This window comes from Planomicrobium stackebrandtii, from assembly GCF_030814955.1.
Taxonomy (GTDB): Bacteria; Bacillota; Bacilli; order Bacillales_A; family Planococcaceae; genus Planococcus; species Planococcus stackebrandtii.
Map to the genome: position 1 here is coordinate 197,235 of NZ_JAUSWB010000004.1, position 23,287 is coordinate 220,521.

26 protein-coding genes and 1 riboswitch are annotated in these 23,287 nt (G+C 45.6%); of the genes, 15 read left to right on the plus strand and 11 right to left on the minus strand.

Features of this window, described 5'->3' with window-relative positions; all coding sequences use genetic code 11:
• Positions 1-65: 65 nt before the first annotated feature.
• A riboswitch (SAM riboswitch) is annotated at positions 66-170 on the minus strand.
• Positions 171-413: 243 nt separating this feature from the next.
• The 5 genes from QOZ98_RS08795 to QOZ98_RS08815 all read left to right on the plus strand — a co-directional run bounded on the left by QOZ98_RS08795 (position 414) and on the right by QOZ98_RS08815 (position 4,134).
• On the plus strand, positions 414-719 hold the full coding sequence (locus QOZ98_RS08795) for an antibiotic biosynthesis monooxygenase family protein (RefSeq protein ID WP_308787109.1): 306 nt from the start codon (positions 414-416) through the stop codon (positions 717-719).
• Positions 716-1,069: a hypothetical protein gene (locus QOZ98_RS08800; protein WP_308787110.1), complete on the plus strand. Its 354-nt coding sequence runs from the start codon at positions 716-718 to the stop codon at positions 1,067-1,069. Before QOZ98_RS08795 ends, QOZ98_RS08800 begins: the two co-directional genes overlap by 4 nt.
• Positions 1,070-1,085: 16 nt before the next feature.
• On the plus strand, positions 1,086-1,745 hold the full coding sequence (locus QOZ98_RS08805) for a cobalamin B12-binding domain-containing protein (protein WP_308787111.1): 660 nt from the start codon (positions 1,086-1,088) through the stop codon (positions 1,743-1,745).
• The gene (locus QOZ98_RS08810; RefSeq protein ID WP_308787112.1) at positions 1,720-2,487 is read left to right on the plus strand and encodes an STAS domain-containing protein; all 768 of its coding nucleotides are present in this window, start codon (positions 1,720-1,722) and stop codon (positions 2,485-2,487) included. Before QOZ98_RS08805 ends, QOZ98_RS08810 begins: the two co-directional genes overlap by 26 nt.
• A gap of 639 nt (positions 2,488-3,126) precedes the next feature.
• Positions 3,127-4,134 carry an LLM class flavin-dependent oxidoreductase gene (locus tag QOZ98_RS08815; protein ID WP_308787113.1) on the plus strand — a complete coding sequence of 336 codons (1,008 nt, stop codon included), beginning with the start codon at positions 3,127-3,129 and terminating at the stop codon, positions 4,132-4,134.
• A gap of 79 nt (positions 4,135-4,213) precedes the next feature.
• On the opposite strand, the gene QOZ98_RS08820 is transcribed toward QOZ98_RS08815, so the two are convergent.
• From QOZ98_RS08820 to QOZ98_RS08840, 5 genes are all read right to left on the minus strand, one after another.
• Entirely contained in the window at positions 4,214-4,384 is a 171-nt protein-coding gene (locus tag QOZ98_RS08820) for a hypothetical protein (protein ID WP_308787114.1), read from the minus strand.
• A gap of 186 nt (positions 4,385-4,570) precedes the next feature.
• On the minus strand, positions 4,571-5,455 hold the full coding sequence (locus QOZ98_RS08825; RefSeq protein WP_308787115.1) for a hypothetical protein: 885 nt from the start codon (positions 5,453-5,455) through the stop codon (positions 4,571-4,573).
• Between the two features lie 143 nt (positions 5,456-5,598).
• Positions 5,599-6,321, minus strand: coding sequence for an amino acid ABC transporter ATP-binding protein (locus QOZ98_RS08830; RefSeq protein ID WP_308787116.1), 723 nt, complete (start codon positions 6,319-6,321; stop codon positions 5,599-5,601).
• Positions 6,314-6,973 (minus strand): amino acid ABC transporter permease, encoded by a 660-nt coding sequence (locus QOZ98_RS08835; RefSeq protein WP_142826033.1) that lies wholly within the window; start codon positions 6,971-6,973, stop codon positions 6,314-6,316. Before QOZ98_RS08835 ends, QOZ98_RS08830 begins: the two co-directional genes overlap by 8 nt.
• 28 nt (positions 6,974-7,001) lie before the next feature.
• Positions 7,002-7,787, minus strand: coding sequence for an ABC transporter substrate-binding protein (locus QOZ98_RS08840; RefSeq protein ID WP_308787117.1), 786 nt, complete (start codon positions 7,785-7,787; stop codon positions 7,002-7,004).
• A gap of 170 nt (positions 7,788-7,957) precedes the next feature.
• Between QOZ98_RS08840 and QOZ98_RS08845 the strand changes: the two genes are divergently transcribed.
• Positions 7,958-8,566, plus strand: coding sequence for a pyroglutamyl-peptidase I (locus tag QOZ98_RS08845; RefSeq protein WP_308787118.1), 609 nt, complete (start codon positions 7,958-7,960; stop codon positions 8,564-8,566).
• Positions 8,567-8,637: 71 nt separating this feature from the next.
• Here QOZ98_RS08845 and QOZ98_RS08850 read toward each other — a convergent pair whose 3' ends face one another.
• Positions 8,638-9,342, minus strand: a complete 705-nt coding sequence (locus QOZ98_RS08850; protein ID WP_308787119.1) for an HAD family hydrolase — start codon at positions 9,340-9,342, stop codon at positions 8,638-8,640.
• Positions 9,343-9,450: 108 nt separating this feature from the next.
• Between QOZ98_RS08850 and QOZ98_RS08855 the strand changes: the two genes are divergently transcribed.
• Positions 9,451-9,744: a hypothetical protein gene (locus tag QOZ98_RS08855; RefSeq protein WP_308787120.1), complete on the plus strand. Its 294-nt coding sequence runs from the start codon at positions 9,451-9,453 to the stop codon at positions 9,742-9,744.
• Between the two features lie 112 nt (positions 9,745-9,856).
• Here the strand turns inward: QOZ98_RS08855 and QOZ98_RS08860 are convergent, their stop codons facing one another.
• Complete coding sequence (locus tag QOZ98_RS08860; protein ID WP_407676703.1) at positions 9,857-9,988, minus strand: YhfH family protein; 132 nt, start codon at positions 9,986-9,988, stop codon at positions 9,857-9,859.
• A 16-nt stretch (positions 9,989-10,004) separates the two neighbouring features.
• The gene (gene aceB, locus QOZ98_RS08865; RefSeq protein WP_308787121.1) at positions 10,005-11,606 is read right to left on the minus strand and encodes a malate synthase A; all 1,602 of its coding nucleotides are present in this window, start codon (positions 11,604-11,606) and stop codon (positions 10,005-10,007) included.
• A 164-nt stretch (positions 11,607-11,770) separates the two neighbouring features.
• Between aceB and QOZ98_RS08870 the strand changes: the two genes are divergently transcribed.
• Positions 11,771-12,421, plus strand: a complete 651-nt coding sequence (locus QOZ98_RS08870) for a LytTR family DNA-binding domain-containing protein (protein WP_308787122.1) — start codon at positions 11,771-11,773, stop codon at positions 12,419-12,421.
• Between the two features lie 50 nt (positions 12,422-12,471).
• Here QOZ98_RS08870 and QOZ98_RS08875 read toward each other — a convergent pair whose 3' ends face one another.
• Complete coding sequence (locus QOZ98_RS08875) at positions 12,472-13,836, minus strand: FAD-binding oxidoreductase (RefSeq protein ID WP_308787123.1); 1,365 nt, start codon at positions 13,834-13,836, stop codon at positions 12,472-12,474.
• A gap of 116 nt (positions 13,837-13,952) precedes the next feature.
• On the opposite strand from QOZ98_RS08875, the gene QOZ98_RS08880 reads away from it, so the two are divergent.
• The 7 genes from QOZ98_RS08880 (at position 13,953) to QOZ98_RS08910 (ending at position 20,799) form a co-directional block, all read left to right on the plus strand.
• Positions 13,953-14,975 carry a TRAP transporter substrate-binding protein gene (locus QOZ98_RS08880; protein ID WP_308787124.1) on the plus strand — a complete coding sequence of 341 codons (1,023 nt, stop codon included), beginning with the start codon at positions 13,953-13,955 and terminating at the stop codon, positions 14,973-14,975.
• Between the two features lie 342 nt (positions 14,976-15,317).
• Positions 15,318-15,983, plus strand: coding sequence for a GntR family transcriptional regulator (locus QOZ98_RS08885; RefSeq protein ID WP_308787125.1), 666 nt, complete (start codon positions 15,318-15,320; stop codon positions 15,981-15,983).
• Positions 15,980-17,008 carry a TRAP transporter substrate-binding protein gene (locus QOZ98_RS08890; RefSeq protein ID WP_308787126.1) on the plus strand — a complete coding sequence of 343 codons (1,029 nt, stop codon included), beginning with the start codon at positions 15,980-15,982 and terminating at the stop codon, positions 17,006-17,008. The genes QOZ98_RS08885 and QOZ98_RS08890 overlap by 4 nt, the downstream gene beginning before the upstream one ends.
• Positions 17,009-17,129: 121 nt before the next feature.
• The gene (locus QOZ98_RS08895) at positions 17,130-17,624 is read left to right on the plus strand and encodes a TRAP transporter small permease (protein ID WP_308787127.1); all 495 of its coding nucleotides are present in this window, start codon (positions 17,130-17,132) and stop codon (positions 17,622-17,624) included.
• On the plus strand, positions 17,621-18,910 hold the full coding sequence (locus QOZ98_RS08900; protein ID WP_142826045.1) for a TRAP transporter large permease: 1,290 nt from the start codon (positions 17,621-17,623) through the stop codon (positions 18,908-18,910). The genes QOZ98_RS08895 and QOZ98_RS08900 overlap by 4 nt, the downstream gene beginning before the upstream one ends.
• A gap of 33 nt (positions 18,911-18,943) precedes the next feature.
• A complete protein-coding gene (locus QOZ98_RS08905; protein ID WP_308787128.1) occupies positions 18,944-20,104 on the plus strand; it encodes an aminotransferase class I/II-fold pyridoxal phosphate-dependent enzyme in 1,161 nt (386 codons plus the stop codon).
• A 200-nt stretch (positions 20,105-20,304) separates the two neighbouring features.
• Positions 20,305-20,799, plus strand: a complete 495-nt coding sequence (locus QOZ98_RS08910; protein ID WP_308787129.1) for a cupin domain-containing protein — start codon at positions 20,305-20,307, stop codon at positions 20,797-20,799.
• Positions 20,800-20,869: 70 nt separating this feature from the next.
• On the opposite strand, the gene ahlS is transcribed toward QOZ98_RS08910, so the two are convergent.
• Positions 20,870-21,718 carry an AhlS family quorum-quenching N-acyl homoserine lactonase gene (gene ahlS, locus QOZ98_RS08915; RefSeq protein WP_308787130.1) on the minus strand — a complete coding sequence of 283 codons (849 nt, stop codon included), beginning with the start codon at positions 21,716-21,718 and terminating at the stop codon, positions 20,870-20,872.
• 116 nt (positions 21,719-21,834) lie between these two features.
• Positions 21,835-23,199 carry an aspartate kinase gene (locus tag QOZ98_RS08920; protein WP_308787131.1) on the minus strand — a complete coding sequence of 455 codons (1,365 nt, stop codon included), beginning with the start codon at positions 23,197-23,199 and terminating at the stop codon, positions 21,835-21,837.
• Between the last annotated feature and the right edge of the window lie 88 nt (positions 23,200-23,287).

A 23,287-nucleotide genomic window follows, 5' to 3' on the forward strand; every position in this document is an offset into this window, starting at 1 on the left:
TCTCAACAATAAAAAAACAGGGGCTCTTCTTCAAAAGAAGAAAGCCCCTGTCTGGAAACGCATTCTTCTCATCTGGTAGGCAAAGCCTATTGGAATTAGCACCGTAGTCTTCGTCAGACTGGTTGCTGAGACTTCACAGGGCCAAGTCCCTCCGTCTCTCTAGATAAGAAATATCTTATTAAATTATAAGTCGTTCTGTTTCGATGTTTCTAATCTTAAATCATTTGAAGTGGGAATGCAAGGATGAAAACCAAATAGTTGAAATAAAAAGATAATAAGTATACAAGTTGAAGAAAACAATTCCTGTTAAAAGCCGCCTCGGCCGACTCTATGCTAAGCACGGGGATTCTTTTAATTCGTTTATCAAAATGGTATGATAATTGAATGAAATTTGTATGCAAAGGGGAAAACGAATGTATATTGTCACCTCGACGGTGGTTGTTCCGCCTGAAAAAACCGAAGAAGTTATCGGGATCTATCAAAACCGTTCACGCCGTGTAGATCTGGCGGATGGCTTCCATCTATTCAGGCTTATCCAAAATACCAAGAAGAAAAACGAACTGACGGTTCATATGGAATGGCACACAAAAGCCGCTTATATGGCTTGGGTGAAAAGCCAGGAGTTCAAGGAAATTCACGACCTTGAAAAAAACTACCCGGACCAGGAATTGGCTAAAATTATTCCAACTGTCAGGCAGTATGAAGTGGTGGCAGAATGAAGCTGGAAATCAAAAATAAAATCGCCTCTGAAACAGCCAAAAGCATATACGCTGCGTACCCGACTCTTTGGGAGCGCTTTGGAGTGCGCGGCTTTGAACATACCGAAAAAGACAATCACCACCACTTGGATCATTTGGAGACTGCGTATTCCCTAAATGATGCAAAGGTATTTGTCGACTACGCTATCTGGCTGGAAACCGTCTTGACCAGCCGCAACGTCGAAACAGCATTGATTATTGATAATTTTGAACGCTTACAAAAGGTTCTTCCGGGGAATATAGGTAAAGATGAAGAAGCCTTTATGCTGCGTTGTTTAACAAGTGCAATTGCGGTGTTAAGCCCTTCATAAGGTTAGGGAGGGTTATATGAATAGTAAATCACAAGAACTGGCCGATTTATTTTTGGCAGGCAATGAAGATCAGGCTTTGCATTTAGTTCAGAAATACTTGGAAAAGCATACAAAAGATGAGCTTTACCAATTGGTATTGACTCCTGCGATGTATTGGATCGGGGAATTATGGGAAAAGAATATTATTACAGTGGCAGATGAGCACTTGGCCACTGCCATATGCGATTTTGTGGTATCTGTGACGGAAGTGCGCCGACCGTTACAAAATATCCACAAAAAGAAAGTGATGGTCCTTGGCCCTGAAGGAGAAGATCACTATATCGGATTGAAGATGGTGGCTTCTTTATTTAAGGAAAATGGCTGGGAAGTTCAATATTTAGGACCGAATTTGCCGCTCGATGCCGCCATCGATTCTGCAAAACGCTGGAAGCCGGATGTTATCGCCCTATCAGCAGCGCTTGCTTACCGACTTCCCATTCTAAAAAAATACGCGGAGACTTTTACGTCTCTTGATTTTAAGCCGACCGTTATTTTAGGAGGGCGTGCGGTTTCCATGGCGAATTGGCCAGCTTCTGAAACAGAAAGTATCGTCATCGTAAAAGAATTGGATCAGCTGAAAAGCTGGATCCAAACTGGAAAGGAATCTGACAATGACTTCAGCATCTCAATTGGATGAATGGCCGCTGCCAGCTTTTAAATTGAATAGCAAACTGGCAATCGTTGAATACTCCGAAGAAGCGAAGAAATTGGTTGGCGATTGCTCGTCTTTTCTGGAAGTTCTTGATGAAGGAAGCAGGGAAAAGGCACGTAAATTTCTTTCGAGCGATCGGCCCTCTGAACCATTGGAATTGAATTTCATCTCAGTGTCCAAGGAGTTGTTCCTGGGAGACGTTTACAGCAAAAGGGAAAGTGATTTTTGCCTGAACATAGTAGTGGTGCCAAAGGGCAATCGCCTCCTCGAAATAACGGGACAGTTGCTGAGTCTCCGGACACGTCTTCAGGAAACTAACTACGATCTGCTTCTTGAAAAGGAGCGGACCGAAGAACTGCTGCAGCAAGTACGGCAATTATCAGCCCCTTGCATTGACCTGGGCAAAAAGCATGTATTGATTCCGTTGTTTGGTGATTTGGATCCCCGGAAGATCGAAGTGATTCGTTTTCATATCCTTAAACAAGTTTATGAAACAGGTGCTGAAACTGTCATAATGGACCTGACCGCGATGGAGCAGTTAGAGCAGGGAGGCGCAGATTACTTGAAATCGTTGATGGAAACCTTCAAAGTTATGGGGATTCATGGGATTGTCACAGGAATCAAACCCCAGCATGCACTGCAGCTTCATCATTTGAAAAAGGGCCACGATTTGCATTTTGTCTCTTCTTTGCAAACAGTCCTGGCTTCACGCAAGCTTCTTATATAAATATGGTTGAAACCCGTAGCGCATCGCTTCGGGTTTTTTATGGGAAGAAAAGCGGACGAGGACCTATATGGGCGCTTGCGCTTTTCTTTATTGTCCAGACTCCGGCAGCCAGCTCTTCGGGTCATAAGCCAACCCGACTATGCGGCAAAGAGTGCCGCTTCGCCGGTCTGTCTTATGCCTGTCAGAGCTACCCGGTTGCCTCCGCTTTTCTTATTGTCCAGACTCCAGCAGCCAGCCCCTCGAGTCGCTTCAGCCTTACCCGCAATGGCACAGCCCGCCATTACGGGTAAGGCTTCCAGCGCTTGTCGGAGGCCCGCAGGATGCGGGTCAGCTAACCGTTGCGACAGGAAGTCGTGTTCTTAGGTTAGCTTCAGCTGTTGGGCTGCTTGCGCTTTTCTTCATTGTCTAGACTCCAGCGCCCAGGTCCTAGGGTCATAAGCCACTCCGATGTCCAGTTGCAAGTGCCTAGCTCTTCGGGATGTAAGCCACTCTGGCTGTGCGGCTGAAACACGCCGCTTCGCCAGAGCGTCTTACACCTGTCAGAGCTGAACAGGCACTTTCACTTTTCTTTCATGAGCAAAAAATAAGACGTTTTTAGGAAACATCGCTACAATGGAATGGATAGGAGTGGAAATAGATATGGAGATTAAGAAATTCGAAAATATACCGTTGGGTGTGCTTGATTTGGCACCGATCAACGAAGGTGCAGAAACGGCTCAGGCATTTAAAAATAGTGTAGAGTTGGCGCAGCATGTTGAAAAATTAGGATTTAATCGCTACTGGCTGGCTGAACATCACAATATGCCAGGCATCGGCAGCTCGGCAACATCGGTTCTTATTGGCCATATTGCAGGAGCGACTGAGTCTATTCGTGTGGGCTCCGGCGGAATTATGTTGCCAAACCATGCACCGCTTGTCATTGCCGAGCAGTTCGGGACATTGGAAACAATTTATCCAGGCCGCATCGATTTAGGGCTAGGCCGTGCACCGGGTAGCGATCAGGCAACCGCTTATGCTTTGCGCCGGACTTTGCAGAGCAGCGGAGATGATTTTCCGCAACAGGTGGCGGAGCTGGAAAATTACTTTTCGGAAAATCCGGTTGGGCGTGTTCGTGCTTATCCCGGAACCAATTTGAAGATTCCACTTTGGCTGCTCGGATCAAGCGGCTTCAGTGCCCAGCTTGCGGCGCTTAAAGGGCTTCCGTTTTCATTCGCCAGCCATTTTGCGCCGGATTACATGATGCAGGCACTGCAGTTGTATCACCAGAATTTCAAGCCATCACCGGCCTTGGCTTCGCCTTACGCCATGCTCGGTGTTAATATTATCGCTGCGGAGACACAGGAACGTGCCGAATGGCTTGCGACTTCTTCGCAGCAGCAGATGTTCTCGTTGATGCGAGGGGAACCGACGACATTCCAGGCGCCGATTGACAACTTGGAAGAGGTTTGGACAGATCGTGAAATTGCGATTTTCCGTGACAAGCTGGATTCTGAATCGATGATTGTCGGGACACCAGACGTCGTCAAACAAAAGCTGAAAAACTTTATCCAAAAAACGAGAGCCAACGAAGTCATCGTCAATTCGCCGATCTTCCACCAGGAAGATCGCTTGCGTTCGTACGACTACGTAGCTGAAATGATGGACTAAACAAAACCCCGTTCTCTGAACGGGGTTTTTTATGGCATAAAAAATCACCTCTCCATTACAGAGAGGCGACTATTCGGCGTCAGTGAAGGTCTTTCGCCTTTTCTTCTTCACGCTGCCGTTGTTTTGGAATCTCGTCTTCTTCATAGGCTGCATAATCAGGTGCGCCTTCGCCAATCATATTCAGAACCGCATTGAAATCATCGTCTAAACGAAGTTCAGCATCTCGTGGATCGAGTACTTTGCGTTCCATTATGACCAACCTCCTTGTACTATATTCAGCAGCCGTATGGCAATAAAGGCGGAGTCCTTTCTCACTTATAGTATACAGACTATTCTGTCAAATAGAAAGGGAAGTAACTTAGAATCCCATAGACTATTTTAAAGGGAACTCTTGTATAAAAACGACAGAGCAAAGGCTCTATCGTTTGTTGTGTTCTTATTGCTGATTAGTTTGGGCGTTTAAAATCATGGATTCGAAAAATAAGGAAGGCGAACTTTCATTCCATTCCAGGGAAGTTAAGTCTGCCGTACGTTTTTCAATATAACCATACGCAAGTTCTGTTCGCGGGTCATCTGTCAATTCGAGTTTGACGTACGGACCTGCTGGAGTCAGCCAGTTTAATTGGGACAAACGGTTTTCAAGTGAAAAGGAAATCCATTCATCTTCCGCTTCTTCGGTTTCGAATAATGGCTCTTGGGCAGCCATCAGCCACGTCTGGCTGGAATGTTTGGGAGGCAGCCACAGGTTTTTCGACAGTACGCCTTCTTCGGTGGTAAATTCGGCAATCTCATGGCGCAGCTCCCGTACCCATTCACCATTGCCAAGCTGCAGGGTGCGGGATACATAGACGTTGCCTACAAGAATTTCGCTATTGTCTTTTGTAAACACCCCATAAGGATTGGTGGTGGGATCTGGGCCATAAAGCGCTTCATCGAGCCTGACTGTCGGCTCGGGATTCCAGGATTTAAATTCAGCATCTTCCAAGCCATTGACATTCAATGAAAATGTATAGGGAATCCAGCCGGTGTTGTTGATTTCTTCAAAAATGAGTGATGTACCGTTTTGCAGCGAGCGGTCAACCAATGTATATGTACCGACGTCCAGTCCAAGAAACGTCATATTGTATACCTGCTTAAGGTCTGTGCCGCTCTCACTGACTTCGGGTTCGCTAAGCGTAATAAAAGTCGGTTTATCGACAGATAAAGAAACGTTATTTTCCGAATAAAGCTCAACTTCATTTTTTAAAAACATGACGGCTGTAAAAACGATCAGCGACATGAAAAATACGACTCCCACTAAAATAACGATTTTTCTAAACACATTTTCACCTCTGTTTTCTGCATGTTTGCCAAAACTGATTATAACATGGTCAGGTGGTGAGCAGCCTGTCCATATTTGAGCATCAAATGAACAAACATAGAAAGTGAAAAACATCAAAAAAACAGGCATCCTAGAGACGCCTGTTACAACACTTTATCCAAGAAATCTTTGGCACGTTCGGTTTTTGGATGGCTGAAAAATTCGACTGGCTGGCCTTCTTCGACCAAGACACCGTGGTCCAGGAACAGAACGCGATCCGCAACTTCACGGGCAAAGCCCATTTCATGCGTCACAACGACCATTGTCATGCCGGATTTCGCCAAGTCTTTCATAACGTCCAATACTTCTTTGACCATTTCAGGGTCCAGCGCTGAAGTCGGTTCATCAAACAGCATCAGCTCAGGTTCCATGGCCAAGGCGCGTGCAATTGCAACTCGCTGCTTCTGGCCGCCTGACAAGCTGTTTGGGTAAGCTTTTTCTTTTTCAGACAAGCCGACACGCTCCAGCAGGAGACGGGCTTTCATTTCCGCTTCGGCTTTTTTGATGCCTTTTGCTTTCATTGGCGCATAGGTCAGATTTTCAAGTACCGTCAAATGCGGGAATAAATGAAAATGCTGAAACACCATACCGATTTGCTGGCGGATTTTATGGATCGTTTTTTTAGATGCCGTCAAATTCTTGCCGTTGATTTCGATCGTGCCGGAAGTCGGGACTTCCAGCAAGTTCAAGCAGCGCAGGAATGTTGACTTGCCCGAACCAGAAGGACCGATGATGGATACCACTTCACCTTTTGTCACAGATGTGGAAATATCGCTCAGTACTTCATTGGTGCCAAACTTTTTATACAGGTTTTGGACGTTAATCACTTTGTTTCAGCCTCCGTTCGAAAACTCTGCCGATCATCGTCAAGCCCATTACGAGACACCAGTAGATGAGGCCGACGAATAGGAGCGGTTCGAAGTTACGGAACAAGTCGGCGCCAACCACTTGAGCCCGTCTCATGAGATCGAGATAGCCGATGGTCGAGACGATGGCGGATTCTTTTGTTAAAGTAATGAATTCATTCATTAAAGCCGGCAGGATGTTTTTCAAGGCCTGGGGCAAAATAATGTCTTTCATCATGGCGCGGTAAGGTACACCGAGAGCTTGTGCTGCTTCCATTTGTCCTTTATCGACGGCCTGGATGCCGGCACGGATAATTTCCGAGATATAAGCCGATGAATTCAGTCCGAAAGCCAGGATGGCCGACAGGAATGGTGAAATGTCATAGCCGGTCAACTGGGGAATCGAATAGTAGATGATCATCAGTTGCAAAATCAGCGGTGTTCCACGGAATATCGACGTATAGGCATCAGCGAACCATCTTAATGGTTTGATGCTGCCAATTTTGAATAGGGCCAGCAAAGTTCCAAGAATCGATCCAAGAATGATGGCGAAGAATACGAATTTTAAGGTGACCCATATCCCTTCCAGCATGAAGGGGATATAGGGAACTATTTGTGAGAAATCCAGGTTCATAACTTACAACTCTTTTCTAAAGGAAAGTTTACTCTTCGTCAGTCAGCCATTTTTCTTTCAGTTCGTCCAATTCGCCGCTTTCTTCCATCGCAGCCAATACACCGTTAACATCTTCTACAAGTTCGCTGCCTTTAGGAAAAGCGACAGCCATACCTGGTGAAGCCGTTGTCGGGTCATCAAATGCCCCAAGGTCCTGCGCTTCAATGTAGCCGAGTGCAACTTGTTTGTCCATGTAGGCAGCGTCGATGCGGCCTGATAGGATTTCCTGAATCAATGCGCCGGAATCATCCAAAGCTTTCAATTCGAAATTAATGCCCTCATCCGCAATGATGCTTTTTGCACCTTCTTCTTGGATGGTACCAAGCTGAACGCCGACAACTTTTCCTTCCAGTGAATCAAGGCTGGTAAGTTCTGAACCTTTAGGTGTAACGAACATTTCGCCGGAGTGATTGTACTCTGTAGAGAAATCAACATTTTCTTTACGTGAGTCGGTTGCGGACATGCCCGCAATGACCATATCCACACGATCATTTTGCAAAGCCCCGATCAAGCCATCGAACTTCATATCCGTGATTTCAAGTTCATAGCCAAGTTCGTCTGCGATATGGTTGGCAAGGTCAATGTCAAAACCGACAATTTCACCTTCGGGATTGCGTGATTCAAAAGGTGCAAACTCTGCTGATGTGCCCATTTCCAGTACTTCTTTTTCCTCTGAAGAACCTGATTCGCCTTCGCTCGAGCTGTCACTTCCACAAGCACCAAGCAATAAAGCAGACGATGCGAACAAAGCGATAAATGGTTTTTTCATAATCATGATTGTTTCCCCCTGTTATTTGTATGTTTATTCATTAAAATGAATTTTAACACAACGAAAAAATTTTGGGAAGTTTTTTTCTGACCAAATAAAAAGTTTATGTTTTCAGAATTTTAGTTTGTATGAAACTGGGAAGAAATGCGTATAATAACGGGTAGGAGGCGATAGAAGTGAAAAAGCTATTATTGACGGGATTCGAACCGTTTTTGGATTTCACGGTCAATCCAACGATGAAAATTGTGGAAGCATTGGATAGAACCAAAGTTGGCGGTTATCAGATTGTAGGGAAGATCATGCAAGTGGATTTCAATTCTTCCGGAGCCGCATTGCTCAAGTTTATTGATGAAGAAAATCCGGATGCCGTGATTTCGCTTGGCCTTGCAGCAGGGCGTTATAAGATTACCCCGGAACGGATTGCCATCAATTTTAAAGATGGTGCGGTGGACAATGAAGGCAACAAACCTGTGGATGAACCGATCCGGGAAGAAGGGGAACCGGCATATTTGTCGACACTGCCTATCCGAAAAATGGTTGATAGCCTGCTTGCAAATGGCTTGCCTGCAACTATTTCCAATACGGCGGGTGCATATCTATGCAATAACGTAATGTACGAAGGATTGCACTATGCTAAAACACATAAGCCGGATATGCCATCAGGATTTATCCATATTCCAGCGTCGCACGAATTGGCGATTCAGCATGGGCGGATTCCAAGCTGGTCTCATGACGATCTATTAAGGGGCATTCGAATCTGCATCGAGGCATTGGACGAAACATGAAAAAAGCGAATCGCAGCTGCGATTCGCTTTTCTATTTGCATCCACTTGAATCCGAACCATTAACTAACCTTCTAAATAATTTCCCAATTACGCTCTGTAGCGACGGTCCGCAGTCGGGGTTCTGGTTGAACTGCCACCGGGTTCCCCACGAGTTCAAGTACAGGCAAATCAGAGTGGCTGTCGCCATACGCATAGCTGTTGGCCCAGTCGATGTCTTGCCCTTGGAGTGCTTCTTTGATTTTTATTGTTTTCAAGGGTCCCTGGATATGTGAAATAGGTGTCCGGTGATCCAGGATTTCATTTTTATAAAGAATTTCGGTCCCAATGATGGTTTTGATCGGCAACTGCTTTGTGACTGCGTGAAGAAGCGGGGTGAAAGCTCCGGACACGAGCATGACGTAGTCGTTGTTGGCCACATGATTTTTTAGCCGTTCGACGACATTCGGATTCATGTCGCCGTGCATCCGGTCGGCGATTTCACCGAAATACTGCTCGAGCTCTGTCTGCGAAAAAGTTTCGAGCGCAGATAAGTATGCCTGGACAGAGCGTTCGCGCATTTTCCGTTCCGGATAGATTTTCAGCTTATGGCCGATATATGGCGGCATGATGGCACGGTAAAACTGGCGGTAGCGTCTGCTGTGTTCAGGATGGTTCTTTAAGTGATCCATCATCAGCTGGAAAGTTTCTTTTGAATACAAGGTTCCATCAAAATCAAATATGGCTACGCGCAAGGCGATCAACTCCGGTTTCTCAAATTTTTCTGCTGCAACCATCATAACGGAAATTGGAGTCCGCTTCCAGCGAATGGCAGCTGCAGGTTTATGTGATTTCTACTGAAGGGTATAGAAACAGAAATGAATAATTAAGCCCCAGGAGGTTTTACAATGGAAAAGCAGCGCATTACAGTTGGATATGTCGAATTGACACAGGAAGAGTCGGACCGGTTGTTTCAGGAAGTAAAAAAGGACAAAGATATTGAAAACTATAGCGAGCTTCAAGGGTTGATGGAAGATTTCGATTCGGTGATCATTGAGCCTGATGCACGTCCACTTGCCGAAATCCTTGATGGAGATGAAGCACCCACTGAAACGGCACAGGGCGGTACCCGCTATATAGAGGTTTTCAATAAACTCGAAGAAGATACCCGCTACCGATTTGAATCATCGGATCAGCAATAAAAGCAGCCGCCCGGATCCTGTTTGGGCGGTTTTGATATGAATAGATATAATTTATTTAAACCTTCTCCCAAAAAAGAGGACGACCCGCTAACGGATCGCCCTCTACTCAATATTATTCTTCTTTATTCCCCATGCAGCGTTCGCATTCATAAATGATCGATTCGCGCTGTTCCTTAATTTCGCATCCGCATTCCCGGCATTCCTTTTTTGAGCGAGTTTCATAAGGCTGTGTGAGTTTCATCATAATCCTCTCCAATCGCTTAGTTTAGTATTTCATACCCAGGCAGTGTCAGGAATTCAGCAAAATCACTTTGCAAGGTAAGGTTTGTAAACAACTCGCGGGCTTCCACGTAATTTCCAGACGAATAGTTTGCTTCGCCGACCGCCTGTTGGATTTTGGCTGTTTCTTCTGCGATGACTTCATGGAACAAAGAAACATCAATGTTCCGGCCATCTTCCAGAATGCCTTTCGGATGGCGGATCCATTGCCACACTTGAGAGCGGGAAATTTCAGCAGTAGCCGCGTCTTCCATCAGGTTATTGATTGGAGCGGCACCATTGCCAGACAGCCAGGAAGCAATATACTGGATGCCGACTGAAATATTGGAGCGGAGGCCTTCTTCGGTAATCGTACCCGTTGGCACTGCCACCAATTGTTCGGCAGTCACTTGGACATCCTCGCGCTTTTTATCAATTTGGTTCGGCGCCGGCATATGTTCATCAAACTGCTCCATTGCTATTGCGACCATGCCAGGGTGCGCCACCCATGTTCCGTCGTGGCCGTCCATCGCTTCGCGGCGTTTGTCTTCCGCAACTTTTTGGAATGCCGCAGCATTTGCTTCGTCGTTTCCTTTGACTGGAATCTGGGCAGCCATGCCGCCAAGAGCCGGTGCATTGCGCCGATGGCAGGTCTTGATGCACAGCTGGGTATATGCCCGCATGAACGGGACGGTCATCGTTACTTGTGAGCGGTCCGGAAAAATATACTCGGGCAGATTGCGCATCCGCTTGATGACACTAAAGATGTAATCCCATCGTCCACAGTTCAGTCCGGCAGAATGGTCACGCAGTTCGTACAGGATTTCATCCATTTCAAATGCGGCGAGAATGGTTTCGATCAATACCGTTGCGCGGATTGTGCCTTGCGGAATCTCCAGTTCATCCTGTGCAAAGATGAAAACGTCGTTCCACAGGCGGGCCTCTAAATGGCTTTCCATCTTGGGAAGATAGAAATAAGGGCCGGTGCCGCGGTCCATCAATTCTTGTGCATTGTGGAAAAAGTATAAGCCGAAATCGACAAGGCTGCCGGAAATCGGCTGACCGTTAATATGGATATTCTTTTCCATCAAGTGCCATCCACGAGGACGCACCATCAGTACGGCAGTTTTTTCATTCAATGCGTATTTCTTTCCGGTTTCGGGCGCTTCAAAATCAATTTGGCGGCGAACCGCGTCACGTAAATTGATTTGTCCGTCGATTACGTTAAACCAATTAGGGGCGGTCGCGTCTTCCAGGTCTGCCATGAACATTTTGGCGCCGGAATTTAATGCGTTGATCAGCATTTTTCGATTGGTAGGTCCGGTGATTTCAACTCGGCGGTCTTTCATATCTTCCGGGAGAGGGGCGATGGTCCAATCGTTGTTTCGGATATGTTTGGTTTCAGGCAGGAAATCCAGTTTTTTTCCACCATCGATTTCTTTTTGGCGCGTTTGGCGTTTTTCAAGAAGCTTGACACGCCGCTTATCGAAAGTCGTATGCAGTTTTTCAATAAAGTCCAGCGCCTCGGGAGTAAGTATGGATTCCATTCCCAGTATTTCTTCACCTTTTATGGTTACAGTCGATTTCGTTAACAAACGAATCATCCCTTTCTAAAAAAACTTTTTACAACTGTATTAATACAGTTTTATTTGTTGTATATTAATATATAACAGAAAGGGCAAACTGTCTTGCAAAGAGGATGGAAAGGAATATTCAGCGATAGGAGCGATTATTTGGTGATAAATACATCTGGAAGGGGAATTGGGGCATGGAAAACAATGTGCTGGAGCAAATGGGTTTTATCATTGGGGACTGGATTCCAAAAGAAGCGTCAATTGCTATTGCTGTGGAGGACCGCTACATCTACTATAAAGCGGGTGTCCATGATCTGCAGATTCAGGAAGGCCAGCCGGTGCTTCCCGGCAGCATTGCTGCACGCGCCAAAAAGGAAGGGCACCGGATTGAAATGTTTGTCGAAGAGTCGATTTTGGGAACAGCTTATTACGGTATTGGATATCCCATGAGGCTTGGCGATAAAGGAGGGGTATTAGTGATCATCCTTCCGCCGGATTACCTTGTCCGCAAAAAACAGCCAATCCGATTTCTGACTGGTAAGCTTGATGAAACATGGCGGCCCGTTCCGGTGGATAGAGTTTCCCATATCGAAAGCAGCCAGAAGAAAACCTGGTTCTACACGGACAATGAAACCTATTGTTCCATTCATACCTTGAAAAACCTGAAGCATCAATTGCCGGACAGTTTTTTGCCGATTCATCGTTCCTATATCGTCAATATCAATTATATAGAAGAAATATCCCGAGACATCGCTTCAAATTACCAGTTGACGCTAAGAGACGGCTCGATTTTGCCGGTCAGCCAAAATTATGCAGCAAGCGTCAGAGAACGGCTAGGCTTTTGATTGCATTCATCATACAAAAAAACCAGCTGGAATCCTTCCAGCTGGTCTTTTTATGGAAAAATTTTTCCGGGATTGAGCAGGTTATTGGGGTCAAGCATCCGTTTCATATTTTTCATGACAGCAACGGCTGCACCATGTTCAGCATTTTGATACTTCATCTTGCCAAGGCCGACGCCGTGTTCACCCGTACAAGTGCCTTCCAATTCGATTGCGCGGTAGGCAAGCTGTTCATTGATTTCTTCAGCGGCTAGCTGCTGGGACGGATCTTTGGCATCATAGGCAATCGAAGTATGGAAGTTGCCATCGCCAATATGTCCCAAAACGCCGCCTTCTAGTCCACTTTCAGCAATTAGCTCCCGTGCATAATCAATTAATTCGGGCAGCTTTGAGATGGGGACGCAAACGTCGCCGCCAGTAATCGTCATTCCGGCCTGATGACGGTAAGCGTAGGCCATTTCGTGGCGGGCTTTCCAAATCAATGCGCGTTCTTCTGAATCGGCCGCAACCCGCCAGTTTTCACAATCCAAGTCAGTCAGCAGTTCCTTAGCCATGGCAGCTTCTTCTTCAGCTGCGCCTTTCATGCCAGCAAACTCAAAGAACAGCGAATGCTTCTCGGGCAGTCCATAATTTCCATAGACGTTGACTTTCGCGATGCTGTATGCATCCACAAATTCCATTCGCTGGACTGGGATGCCGCTCAAAAGGATTGTGTGCGCCGCTTCTGCACATTGGTGCGGAGTTTCAAATGTGCAGCTGGCTGCGATGGTGTGTTCCGGAATTCCATGAAGTTTTAACGTGATTTCTGTTATGACGCCAAGCGTGCCTTCTGATCCTGTGAACAATCCGGTCAAATGATAGCCGGAAGACGATTTTTTGGCTTTTGTACCGGTATGCAGCAAGGTGCCATCGGCCAATACGACTTCCAAATCGACAATTTGATCGCGCATGACCCCGTAGCGGACTGCGGTCGTGCCGCTGGCATTGGTGGCTGCCATGCCACCGATTGATGCATCTGCGCCGGGATCAATCGGGAATTGAAGGCCGTGCCGGTTAATGATGTGATTTAATTGCAGGCGCGTAATACCCGGCTGGACTGTAACCAATAAATCCTCTGGTGAAAACTTCACTATCCGGTTCATGCGTTCAAAGTTGATTGAAATGCCGGCATTCAAAGGAATTACTTGGCCTTCGAGACCTGAACCAACACCGAATGGCGTAATGGCTACGGAAGCTTCACGAGCGATATGCATGATAGCTTTTACGTCTTCTGTCGACTCCGGAAAGCAGACGATTTCCGGTTCCACAGGTGCATGGTCGGATTCATCGTGGCTATGCCGATATAATTCACTGGCGCTCGTTGAGCATTGATCTGCTTTTAAAGTATTTTGTAGTTGGGTAATCCAGTCTTTTGTCATGTAAACAGGCTCCTTTAAATAAAATGTACGTGCTGAAAAATTTCTGCATCTCTGTGCAGGTTTAACATAAATTCAAATGGGGGTAAAGAAACTAAAAAATCAAACAGGGAGGGACTATGAAAAAAACTATCGCATTTATATTGATTCTTTTGATTCTGCTGGCAGCCTGCGGACGGCCCGATGATCAATCCACCTCAACAGAGCAAGGTGAAGGGGAAGAAACTTACACCATCCGAATGGCCTATCTGGTGCCGGAAGAGCATTCCGCACATATCCAATCAGTAAAATTCAAAGAAAAACTGGAAGAAGAATCCGATGGGCGATTAATAGTTGAACTCTATCCCAATGGCCAATTATACGGCTCTGACCGTGAAGCGATTGAAGCAGTGCAACTGGGTAACTTGGAAATGACCATTCCGGCAGTAGCTCCGTTAGCCTCATTCAATGAAAAATTTTTAGTTTTCGATCTGCCATTTCTTTTTAATGACTACGAAGCGGCCTATAGCGCATTGGATGGAGACTTGGGACAGGAATTGTTGGACAGTTTAGAGCAAAATGATTTGAAAGGTCTGGCATTTGGCGAAAATGGCTTCCGCCACGTCTCCAATAATGAGAAGCCGATCGAATCACCGGAAGACATGGACGGCTTGAAATTGCGGACCTTAGAAAATCCGCTCCATACAGATACGTTCAAAGCATTCGGCGCAAACGCCTCACCGTTTGCTTTTGGAGAGCTTTATACTGCTCTTCAACAGGGAACATATGATGCAATGGAATGTCCGATTTCCCTTTACTACACAAATAAATTTTATGAAGTCCAGGATTATTTGACCTTGACTGGCCATGTTTATGCAGCAGCAATCGTTTTGGCTAACAACGACTTTTATAACAGCCTGCCCACCGACCTTCAAGAATTGGTCACGGAAGCTTCTGAGGAATTCCGGGATGAGCAGCGCCAACTTGCTCAGCAGCAGGACGTTGAATTTTTAGAACAGCTAAAAGCTGAAGGGATGCAAGTCAACGATCTGACGGCTGAACAGCGCGATGAATTTCGCCAGGCCGCACAATCTGTTTATGACAAATACGAAAGCCAAATCGGCAAAGAGCTGATCGACCGCGCGCTGGCAGCAAATGAATAAGGAAACAAAAAACCAAGAAGCCATTCTTGGTTTTTTAATATGGAATTTTCAGTTAGGTAAGTAGGGAAAAGATCTGCTGGGTGTCCGGAATAATCATATAGGAAAGGATGTTGCAGATAAAAAAATCCTGCTGGTGCATACCTTAAAATTCCGAATTATTTTAAACACAACGCCCCTGTTTTGAGAAATAGTAGCTGCTAAAGATTATTAGTTCGGCTTAAAGAGTTTGCATGATAAATTATTAGAAAATTATAATTTTAACTATACAAACGAATCTGTCTATTCTATACTTTCTGTATACAGTATACACTGTATCCATTAAGTATGTAGAGAGGAGGAATTATGGAGAAAATCGTAAAACAAGCCACATTGGCGGATCAAGCATATGAATACATTAAGAAAATGATTATTACCGGAAAGCTGAAACCGGGACAGGAATTGCCTGAAGAAAAGCTGGCCCTGGAACTTGGCATCAGCCGCACTCCCTTAAGAGAAGCACTAAAAAGACTGGCTGTTGATGCGCTTATCGAGTTAAGAAAACCAAAGCCTGCGGTAGTTGCAGCTTTTACTTATCAAGACGTCATCGAGATTATGGAGCTTCGCAGGCTATTGGAAATCCACGGGCTTGAAAATCTGTCGAAAGCAGATCAACAGCCTGTCATGCAGCGAATTAAGGAAAATGTAAATCGCCAATTGCTCGCTGTAGAGGCAAAGAGGGTTGTGGAGTTTATGGATTTGGACCAGGAATTTCATTCTTTCCTTTATCAAAACCACACTAACAACCGTTTGAAAGAAATGATAAAAGGCATTAACAGCGGCGGCAGCAGAGCATTTTTGCTGCTTTCGGATACAGCTGCTGACAGCGCAAAAAAAGCGTATGAAGAACATCTTGCCATTCTCCATGCAATTGAAGAGGGAAATTTGATCAAAGCCAAGCAGCAGTTGGCCATCCATTTGGACAATATTGAAAGCCGGCTGCTGAAATACATCACACAGGAGGAACTATGAAAAAACTACTCGGACTATTTCTTATTGGATTGTTTATTCTTTCTGCCTGCGGCAGACCGGATAGTGGGACGACGACTTCTGAAGGCGGTGAAAGCAGCGAAGAAACCTTCACAATCCGTTTGGCCCATTTAGTGCCGGAAGAGCAATCTTCCCATGTTGCGGCAGTAGCTTTTAAGGAAAAACTTGAAGCTGAATCGGATGGCCGCTTAACAGTTGAGCTCTATCCGAACGGCCAGTTATATGGATCTGACCGTGAAGCGATTGAAGCGGTTCAGCTTGGAAATGTTGAGATGACGATTCCAGCTGTAGCGGCAATGGCGTCATTTAACGAAAAGTTCCAAGTGTTTGATTTGCCTTTCCTGTTTAACAACAATGAAGCAGCATACCGGGCGCTGGACGGTGAACTTGGCCAGGAGCTATTGGCTGACCTTGAGAACAACGGTATGAAAGGTCTCGTTTTTGGTGAAAATGGCTTCCGCCATGTTTCCAACAATGAAGGGCCTATTGAATCACCGGAAGATATGGAAGGGCTAAAGATGCGTACATTGGAAAGCCCTTTGCATACGGACACTTTTAATGCTTTTGGCGCAAATGCTTCTCCGTTCGCATTTGGAGAGCTTTACACCGCACTTCAACAAGGCACTTATGATGCGATGGATTGTCCGATTTCTCTTTATTACACCAATAAATTCTATGAAGTACAGGATTATCTGACATTGACGGGACATGTATACGCAGCAACTGCGTTATTAGTGAACAACGATTTCTATAACGGCCTTCCGGAAGACCTTCAAGGCATTATCACAGAAGCTTCCGAAGAATTCCGCACGGAGCAACGTGAAATGGCTCAGCAGCAAGATGCTGAATTCCTTGAGCAGCTGGAAGCAGAAGGCATGCAGATCAACGATTTGACGGATGAACAGCGCGATCAATTCCGCGAAGCGGCCGAATCTGTTTATACAGAATACGAGGATGTGATCGGCAAAGATGTTATCGATCAAGCCTTGGCAGCAAACGAAGAATAATTTAAAAACCAGTTGAAGAATCAAGGGAGAAATTCCTTGATTTTTCATTTTATTCGGCTTTAGCAATTAGTAGGAATGAAACTAATTCTAATGAAGTTTTTTTGTGAAAGGAAGTGGCATGATGATCAAGAAGTTTGAAAAAGCAGAAGAAATCTTTCTGGTTCTGACATTAGTAGTCATGGTAGTTTTGATCTTTGGCCAGGTCGTTGGACGCTATGTTTTTTCTGATGCACCAAGCTGGACAGAAGAAATGGCGCGCTATATCCATATTTTTCAGGTATGGATAGGTGCCAGCTATGCCGTGAAATTACGTGAACATATACGCGTGGAAGCATTCATTACCCGATTTAAAGGATTGCCGAGAAAAATTTTGGAAACGATTACGCTGGCAATTTGGTTCACGATGGCTTTGTTCTTGGCTTATTTTGGAACAGATCTAGTATTGAGCAGCATTTCCAATGGGCAGGTTACTCCAGCGATGCAGCTGCCGATGTGGATTCCATTTTTAGCCATTCCATTGGGCGGGATCGGAATGTGCATCAGGCTGATTCAGCAGCTGTTTAAAATCTGGAAAGGCGATTACGAGATGCATAAGGGAGGGGACCTTCCGGTATGACAATAGCTCTATTATTCGGCACTTTATTTATTTGTTTATTGATTGGCGTTCCGATTGCGATTGCGCTGGGCGTCTCTGCTTTGACAGCCATCTATTTCGGCACGACTTTGCCTCTGAGCATCATCACTCAAAAAGCGTTTACTTCACTCGATTCTTTCCCTTTGCTGGCAATTCCGTTCTTCATGCTTGCCGGGATCCTCATGGGCAAAGGCGGTGTTTCCAAACGGCTGCTGGCGTTCGCCTCTGCTTTGGTTGGTTGGATGACCGGCGGTTTGGGTATGGTGACGATTGTGGCCTGTATGTTTTTTGCGGCAATTTCAGGCTCAGGCCCGGCAACTGTCGCAGCTATCGGCGGTTTCATGATTCCGGCGATGATTGCCCGGAATTATGATGGCGGTTTTGCTTCAGCAGTCGCAGCTTCTGCCGGATCTATCGGTGTTATTATTCCACCGAGTATTCCATTTGTGCTTTATGGCGTTATCGGAGGGGTGTCAGTCGGCAGCATGTTCCTTGCGGGGATCATTCCGGGGTTGATCATCGGAGGCGGACTATTGATTACAGCTTACATTATTTCCAGAAAGCGCGGATATAAGCCAGAACCTGGAGAAGCGGCGTCATTTGAATTCAAAGATGTGCTGAAGACCTTCTGGGATGCGAAATGGGCTCTGCTGATCCCAGTCATTATTCTCGGCGGAATTTATGGTGGTATTTTTTCTCCGACAGAAGCAGCCGTTGTAGCAGTGGTGTATGCTATAATTATTGGCAAATTCGTTTATAAGGAATTATCCTGGCAGGGGCTATATGAAAGCTTCAGACAGGCAATCGTCATCAATGCCACCACAATGATCATCATCGGTTTGTCAGTGTCCTTTGCGTACTTTATGACCATCGAACAGATTCCAGGTGAAATCTCCGATTACTTGACGGCTTTATCGACTAATCCACTGGTTATTCTACTGGCAATCAATTTACTGCTGCTTGTAGTTGGCATGTTCATTGATACTATTTCGGCATTGGTTGTCCTGACTCCGATTCTGTTGCCGATTGTCGTGACTGTAGGCGTCGATCCGATCCATTTTGGCGTTATCCTTGTGGCCAACCTGGCAATCGGTTTTGTTACTCCGCCATTAGGGGTTAACCTCTTTGTGGCTTCAAGTGTCGGCGGTGTCCGCTTTGAGCGAATCGCCTATGCGGTTTTGCCGTTCCTGCTGTCGATGGTTATTTGTCTGCTGATCATCACATTTATTCCGGCTCTCTCCCTATGGCTGCCAGGACTTTATGAATAGCGAAGATTTATAATTAGAGAAAGGTTGTCACTCATGAGCATTTCAATTAATAGCCGGATCGAGTCCATTGAGATTTCAGGCATACGCCAGTTTGCCAATCAATTGATCGATTTTCCGGATGCCATTAACTTAACAATCGGGCAGCCCGATTTTCCTACACCCGAGGCTGTCAAACTAGCAGCAATCGAGGCAATCAAAAACAACCAGACCAGTTATACACATAATGCAGGATTATTGGAGCTGCGGGCGGAAATCGCATCATTTTTCCGCGATTCGTATGGATTGGACTACAATTCCAAAACGGAAATCATTGTCACCAATGGGGCAAGTGAAGGATTGGATTCTCTTTTCCGGGCTATTCTGGAAGAAGGCGATGAAGTCATTTTGCCTGCACCCGCTTATCCAGGGTACGAGCCGATCATCAACTTGTGCGGCGGGAAAGTGGTTTATCTGGATACTTCGGATACCGGCTTTCAGCCAGATCCACAGCGCCTGGAAAGCTTGATCACCGACCGCACAAAAGCGGTTTTGATGAACTTCCCATCCAATCCGACGGGTGTCACAATGGAGTCTGCTCAACTCGAACAAGTTGCAGCAGTACTTGAGAAACATGAAGTTTTTATTATTACCGATGAAATTTACAGTGAAAATTCATACGGCGAAAAACATTCTACTTTTGCACGCTTTGAAAAATTGCGCGACCGCACATTCTTAGTCCATGGCTTGTCGAAATCACATTCGATGACAGGCTGGAGAATTGGTTTTGTTCTGGGGCCGGAAATGTATATGAAGCACGTCTTGAAGGTTCATCAGTATAATGCCATCTGCGCTTCTGTACCGGGTCAATTTGCAGCACTCGAAGCGATGAAGAATCAGCGCCACATTCCCGCTGAAATGAATAAAGAATATGTTCAGCGGAGAGATTTTGTCTACAGCCGCTTAACCGCAATGGGCATTGATGTCGTACTGCCCAAAGGCGCATTTTATATTTTTCCTTCAATTGAAAAGTTCGGCATGACTTCCTATGAATTTGCTGTGCGTTTATTGAAAGAAGGGGGCGTGGCTGCAGTGCCAGGCTCGGCATTCACTGTATACGGAGAAGGGTTTGTACGGATATCTTATGCCTACAGCATGCCCGTACTTGAAGAAGGTATGGATCGATTGGAGAAGTTTGTTCATAGCTTAACTGATTAATGGATTGTTTAGAGTCTCTGTTGGCCTGCTCTACATCTTTTTAATGCAGTGTGAAGATGTGGAATCGCTTCTTGCGAAAACTCTTCCCAAAGCGGCCGAAGCGTAGTGCAGTGGCCAGTTTTACTCAGCTCAATTTATATTTGTGATTTAATCTATGATCATGCGGGTAAAGTTCCTTAAACGACAAGGAGTTGAACGGCATGGAAAATTCACAGTTTTACCGGTTTGAAGATGATGGAGCGATTCCAAATAACCCTTCACTTGAAGTGATAGTCTATCCAGCTGCTTTTAAAGAAAATCCGCAAGAAATTGAAACGGTCTTCAACAGTCATGACTGGACAAACAGCTGGACTGGCGGTGTTTTCGAATACCACCACTACCACAGCAACACGCACGAAGTGCTGGGTGTACAGAGCGGCTCTGCGACTTTGCAGATTGGCGGAGAGCAGGGGAAAGAGTTGGCCGTGGCAGCAGGTGATGTTGTGCTGCTGCCGGCAGGGACAGGACACAAGAAACTGGAAGCCAGCAAAGATTTTAAAATTGTCGGCGCTTATCCAGGCGGTGTCTCCTATAACTTAAAGACCGGTGAACCGGGAGAACGCCCCTATGTTTTGGAAGATATCCAAAACACGCCTTTGCCAAAAAACGATCCCGTTTTCGGCACCGAAGGGCCGGTTATCGAAAAGTGGACATAGAACCCGTAAAAGCCCTTTGCCAGTCCCTGGCGAAGGGCTTTTTGAGTTATGAAACTCCTGCTTTTATTAATTACTCGTAATAGCCTTCAGTCGATTTGCGGAATGTCTTAAACTGATCGGCATCATGACCAAACCAGACATCGGAATTGGTTTCTTTTGAGATTCTGCGGATTTTTTCGACAGCTGAAGTATAGCCAACGGAATCATATAAAATGCCTGGCGGTTTGATTGGCGGCCCAAAGCTCTCTGCTGTGTAAATGGCGTCAGAGGCAAGTATAATCCCCCCGGTTTCCGGAAGTTGAATTTGCAGTCCGAGCATTCCCCACGCATGGCCGCTGCCAAAGTTCAGGATTTTGATGCCTTCGGCAAGCTGAAGCCCATCTTCGGTCCGTTTGACGGTTTGCCATTGCAGATTATTTTTGATCCATGCATCAATGTCTCCCCAAATATAAGCCCCTTCTTTGGTGTTCCGGGCATAAGTTTGCAAGGCGCCATTCAATTCATCTTCATGGACGATGATTGTCGCATTGGTGAACAGCTCAAGGCAGCCGGCATGATCCAGATGCAAATGGGAAGCCACTACGTATTTGATGTCTTCTGGCCGGACGTTCAGTTCCTCTAACCGGTGATGCAAATAGCATTCCTCTGGCATGTCAATTGGAAACAGGGATTGGGTCACTTGGCCCCAACGGCCTTCTGCACCCATGGAATTTGGATTGCAGGCCGTGTCGAACAAAATTTTGCCTTCCGGATGGTCGATCAATACTGTGTAGACGGGAAATGTCACCATCTCTCCCGGCGGATTCGGGTTTTGTATACTTGCCGGGTTGTGCATTGAAATCATGTAATTCTTATCCATACTTAATGTGCCATTGTCCATTACGTAAAGCTTTGGATTTGGCTTGATAATACCAGTCATCAATTTTCCCCCTTTCAGAATAATTCCATAATATCACAATTTTCAGATAATGGTATAGAGGCATTTAAAAAAGCTCCTGAGCTGGTAGGCTCAAGAGCTGGAGATGGGAGTGCAGATTAATGGACCATAGCCGGTTCAAAAAATTCTTTGTACAATTCATTTAATATTTTTTGCTCATCTTCTTTTAAAATGCCAAAAACCAAACTTACTTCAGAAGAACCTTGATTGATCATTTCAATGTTAACGCCGGTTCTGGCGAACGCATTTGCTGCTCTGGCAGTGAGGCCTTTTGAATTATTCATGCCTTCTCCAACCAATACAATCATTGAGAAATCATTGCGAATGTGAACATCGTCCGCTTGCAGTTCCGATTTTACACGTTCTACGATGCGCTGCTCTTTGACAGCCGTCAATTGGTGGCTGCGCAGAATAACAGACAGATTATCGATGCCTGACGGGATATGTTCATAGGAAATTTCTTCATCTTCCAGTATTTGCAGAAGTTTGCGCCCAAAACCGATTTCACGGTTCATGAGGTATTTGCTGACATATAATGTCGAGAAGCCGCTATCGGCTGAAATTCCTGTCACCGGTCGCAGCGAATGGTCACGCTCTGCGACAATCATTGTACCCGGAGCGGACGGATTATTGGTGTTGCGGATACATAAAGGAACAGCTGCTTTAAAAACAGGCATTAAGGCTTCGTCATGAAGCACGGCAAATCCGGCATACGACAGTTCGCGCATTTCGCGATATGTCATCTGTTCGATTTCGACCGGATTTTCAACGACACGCGGGTTCGCTGCGAAAACACAGTCAACGTCAGTAAAGTTTTCGTAGAGCTCCGCCTTGACTGCAGCTGCAAGAATTGAACCGGTAATATCTGATCCGCCGCGTTCGAATGTCCGCAGTACGCCTTCTTTTGTATAACCAAAAAATCCAGGGAAGACGGTAATTGTTTTTTTATGCCGCAGGTCGGCCAGAAGATCGTAGGCTTCAGGAAGAGCTTGAGCCCGCTCTGGCAATCCATTGACGAACAAACCAGCGTCGAACGGGTTGACGTATTCGGCAATGAGGCCGATGGATGTCAAGTAAGCGGCAATCAATTTTGCAGAGTTGTCTTCGCCGCTCGCTTTAATCAGATCAGCAAAAAGAGGGGGAGAACTTTTATCCGATTGAAGACGGTTTATGAGGTCTGTTTCGATGATCTTTTTGATATCATTGCCAAGCTCCAGCTCATCCGCAATTTCCGAATATCGTCCCACAACTTTGGCAAGAGCAGCTTCGGTCGGTTCATCACGAAGTGCTGCTGCTGATAATTGGATCAGCAAATCTGTCACTTTTACGTCACCATCGAATCTTTTGCCTGGAGCAGAGACGACGACAATCTTGCGGGAAGGCTCTGCTTTCACGATTGCAGCGACTTTTTTTATCTGTTGTGCACTAGCTACTGAAGTACCTCCAAATTTGCTCACTTTCATCCAATCAAGTCCCATCTTTTTTAATAGTCTGTAAAAGGGTTGTTTTAACTAAGATATAATACTATAATGTCCCTATGACAAAAACAAC

What these genes read in the sequence shown, in the direction of transcription:
- QOZ98_RS08795 (WP_308787109.1), top strand. Translation starts at nt 414, where the DNA reads ATGTATATTGTCACCTCGACGGTGGTTGTTCCGCCTGAAAAAACCGAA.
- QOZ98_RS08800 (WP_308787110.1), top strand. Translation starts at nt 716, where the DNA reads ATGAAGCTGGAAATCAAAAATAAAATCGCCTCTGAAACAGCCAAAAGC.
- QOZ98_RS08805 (WP_308787111.1), top strand. Translation starts at nt 1,086, where the DNA reads ATGAATAGTAAATCACAAGAACTGGCCGATTTATTTTTGGCAGGCAAT.
- QOZ98_RS08810 (WP_308787112.1), top strand. Translation starts at nt 1,720, where the DNA reads ATGACTTCAGCATCTCAATTGGATGAATGGCCGCTGCCAGCTTTTAAA.
- QOZ98_RS08815 (WP_308787113.1), top strand. Translation starts at nt 3,127, where the DNA reads ATGGAGATTAAGAAATTCGAAAATATACCGTTGGGTGTGCTTGATTTG.
- QOZ98_RS08820 (WP_308787114.1), bottom strand. Translation starts at nt 4,384, where the DNA reads ATGGAACGCAAAGTACTCGATCCACGAGATGCTGAACTTCGTTTAGAC.
- QOZ98_RS08835 (WP_142826033.1), bottom strand. Translation starts at nt 6,973, where the DNA reads ATGAACCTGGATTTCTCACAAATAGTTCCCTATATCCCCTTCATGCTG.
- QOZ98_RS08840 (WP_308787117.1), bottom strand. Translation starts at nt 7,787, where the DNA reads ATGATTATGAAAAAACCATTTATCGCTTTGTTCGCATCGTCTGCTTTA.
- QOZ98_RS08850 (WP_308787119.1), bottom strand. Translation starts at nt 9,342, where the DNA reads ATGATGGTTGCAGCAGAAAAATTTGAGAAACCGGAGTTGATCGCCTTG.
- QOZ98_RS08855 (WP_308787120.1), top strand. Translation starts at nt 9,451, where the DNA reads ATGGAAAAGCAGCGCATTACAGTTGGATATGTCGAATTGACACAGGAA.
- QOZ98_RS08860 (WP_407676703.1), bottom strand. Translation starts at nt 9,988, where the DNA reads ATGATGAAACTCACACAGCCTTATGAAACTCGCTCAAAAAAGGAATGC.
- aceB (WP_308787121.1), bottom strand. Translation starts at nt 11,606, where the DNA reads ATGATTCGTTTGTTAACGAAATCGACTGTAACCATAAAAGGTGAAGAA.
- QOZ98_RS08870 (WP_308787122.1), top strand. Translation starts at nt 11,771, where the DNA reads ATGGAAAACAATGTGCTGGAGCAAATGGGTTTTATCATTGGGGACTGG.
- QOZ98_RS08875 (WP_308787123.1), bottom strand. Translation starts at nt 13,836, where the DNA reads ATGACAAAAGACTGGATTACCCAACTACAAAATACTTTAAAAGCAGAT.
- QOZ98_RS08880 (WP_308787124.1), top strand. Translation starts at nt 13,953, where the DNA reads ATGAAAAAAACTATCGCATTTATATTGATTCTTTTGATTCTGCTGGCA.
- QOZ98_RS08885 (WP_308787125.1), top strand. Translation starts at nt 15,318, where the DNA reads ATGGAGAAAATCGTAAAACAAGCCACATTGGCGGATCAAGCATATGAA.
- QOZ98_RS08890 (WP_308787126.1), top strand. Translation starts at nt 15,980, where the DNA reads ATGAAAAAACTACTCGGACTATTTCTTATTGGATTGTTTATTCTTTCT.
- QOZ98_RS08895 (WP_308787127.1), top strand. Translation starts at nt 17,130, where the DNA reads ATGATCAAGAAGTTTGAAAAAGCAGAAGAAATCTTTCTGGTTCTGACA.
- QOZ98_RS08900 (WP_142826045.1), top strand. Translation starts at nt 17,621, where the DNA reads ATGACAATAGCTCTATTATTCGGCACTTTATTTATTTGTTTATTGATT.
- QOZ98_RS08905 (WP_308787128.1), top strand. Translation starts at nt 18,944, where the DNA reads ATGAGCATTTCAATTAATAGCCGGATCGAGTCCATTGAGATTTCAGGC.
- QOZ98_RS08910 (WP_308787129.1), top strand. Translation starts at nt 20,305, where the DNA reads ATGGAAAATTCACAGTTTTACCGGTTTGAAGATGATGGAGCGATTCCA.
- ahlS (WP_308787130.1), bottom strand. Translation starts at nt 21,718, where the DNA reads ATGACTGGTATTATCAAGCCAAATCCAAAGCTTTACGTAATGGACAAT.
- QOZ98_RS08920 (WP_308787131.1), bottom strand. Translation starts at nt 23,199, where the DNA reads ATGAAAGTGAGCAAATTTGGAGGTACTTCAGTAGCTAGTGCACAACAG.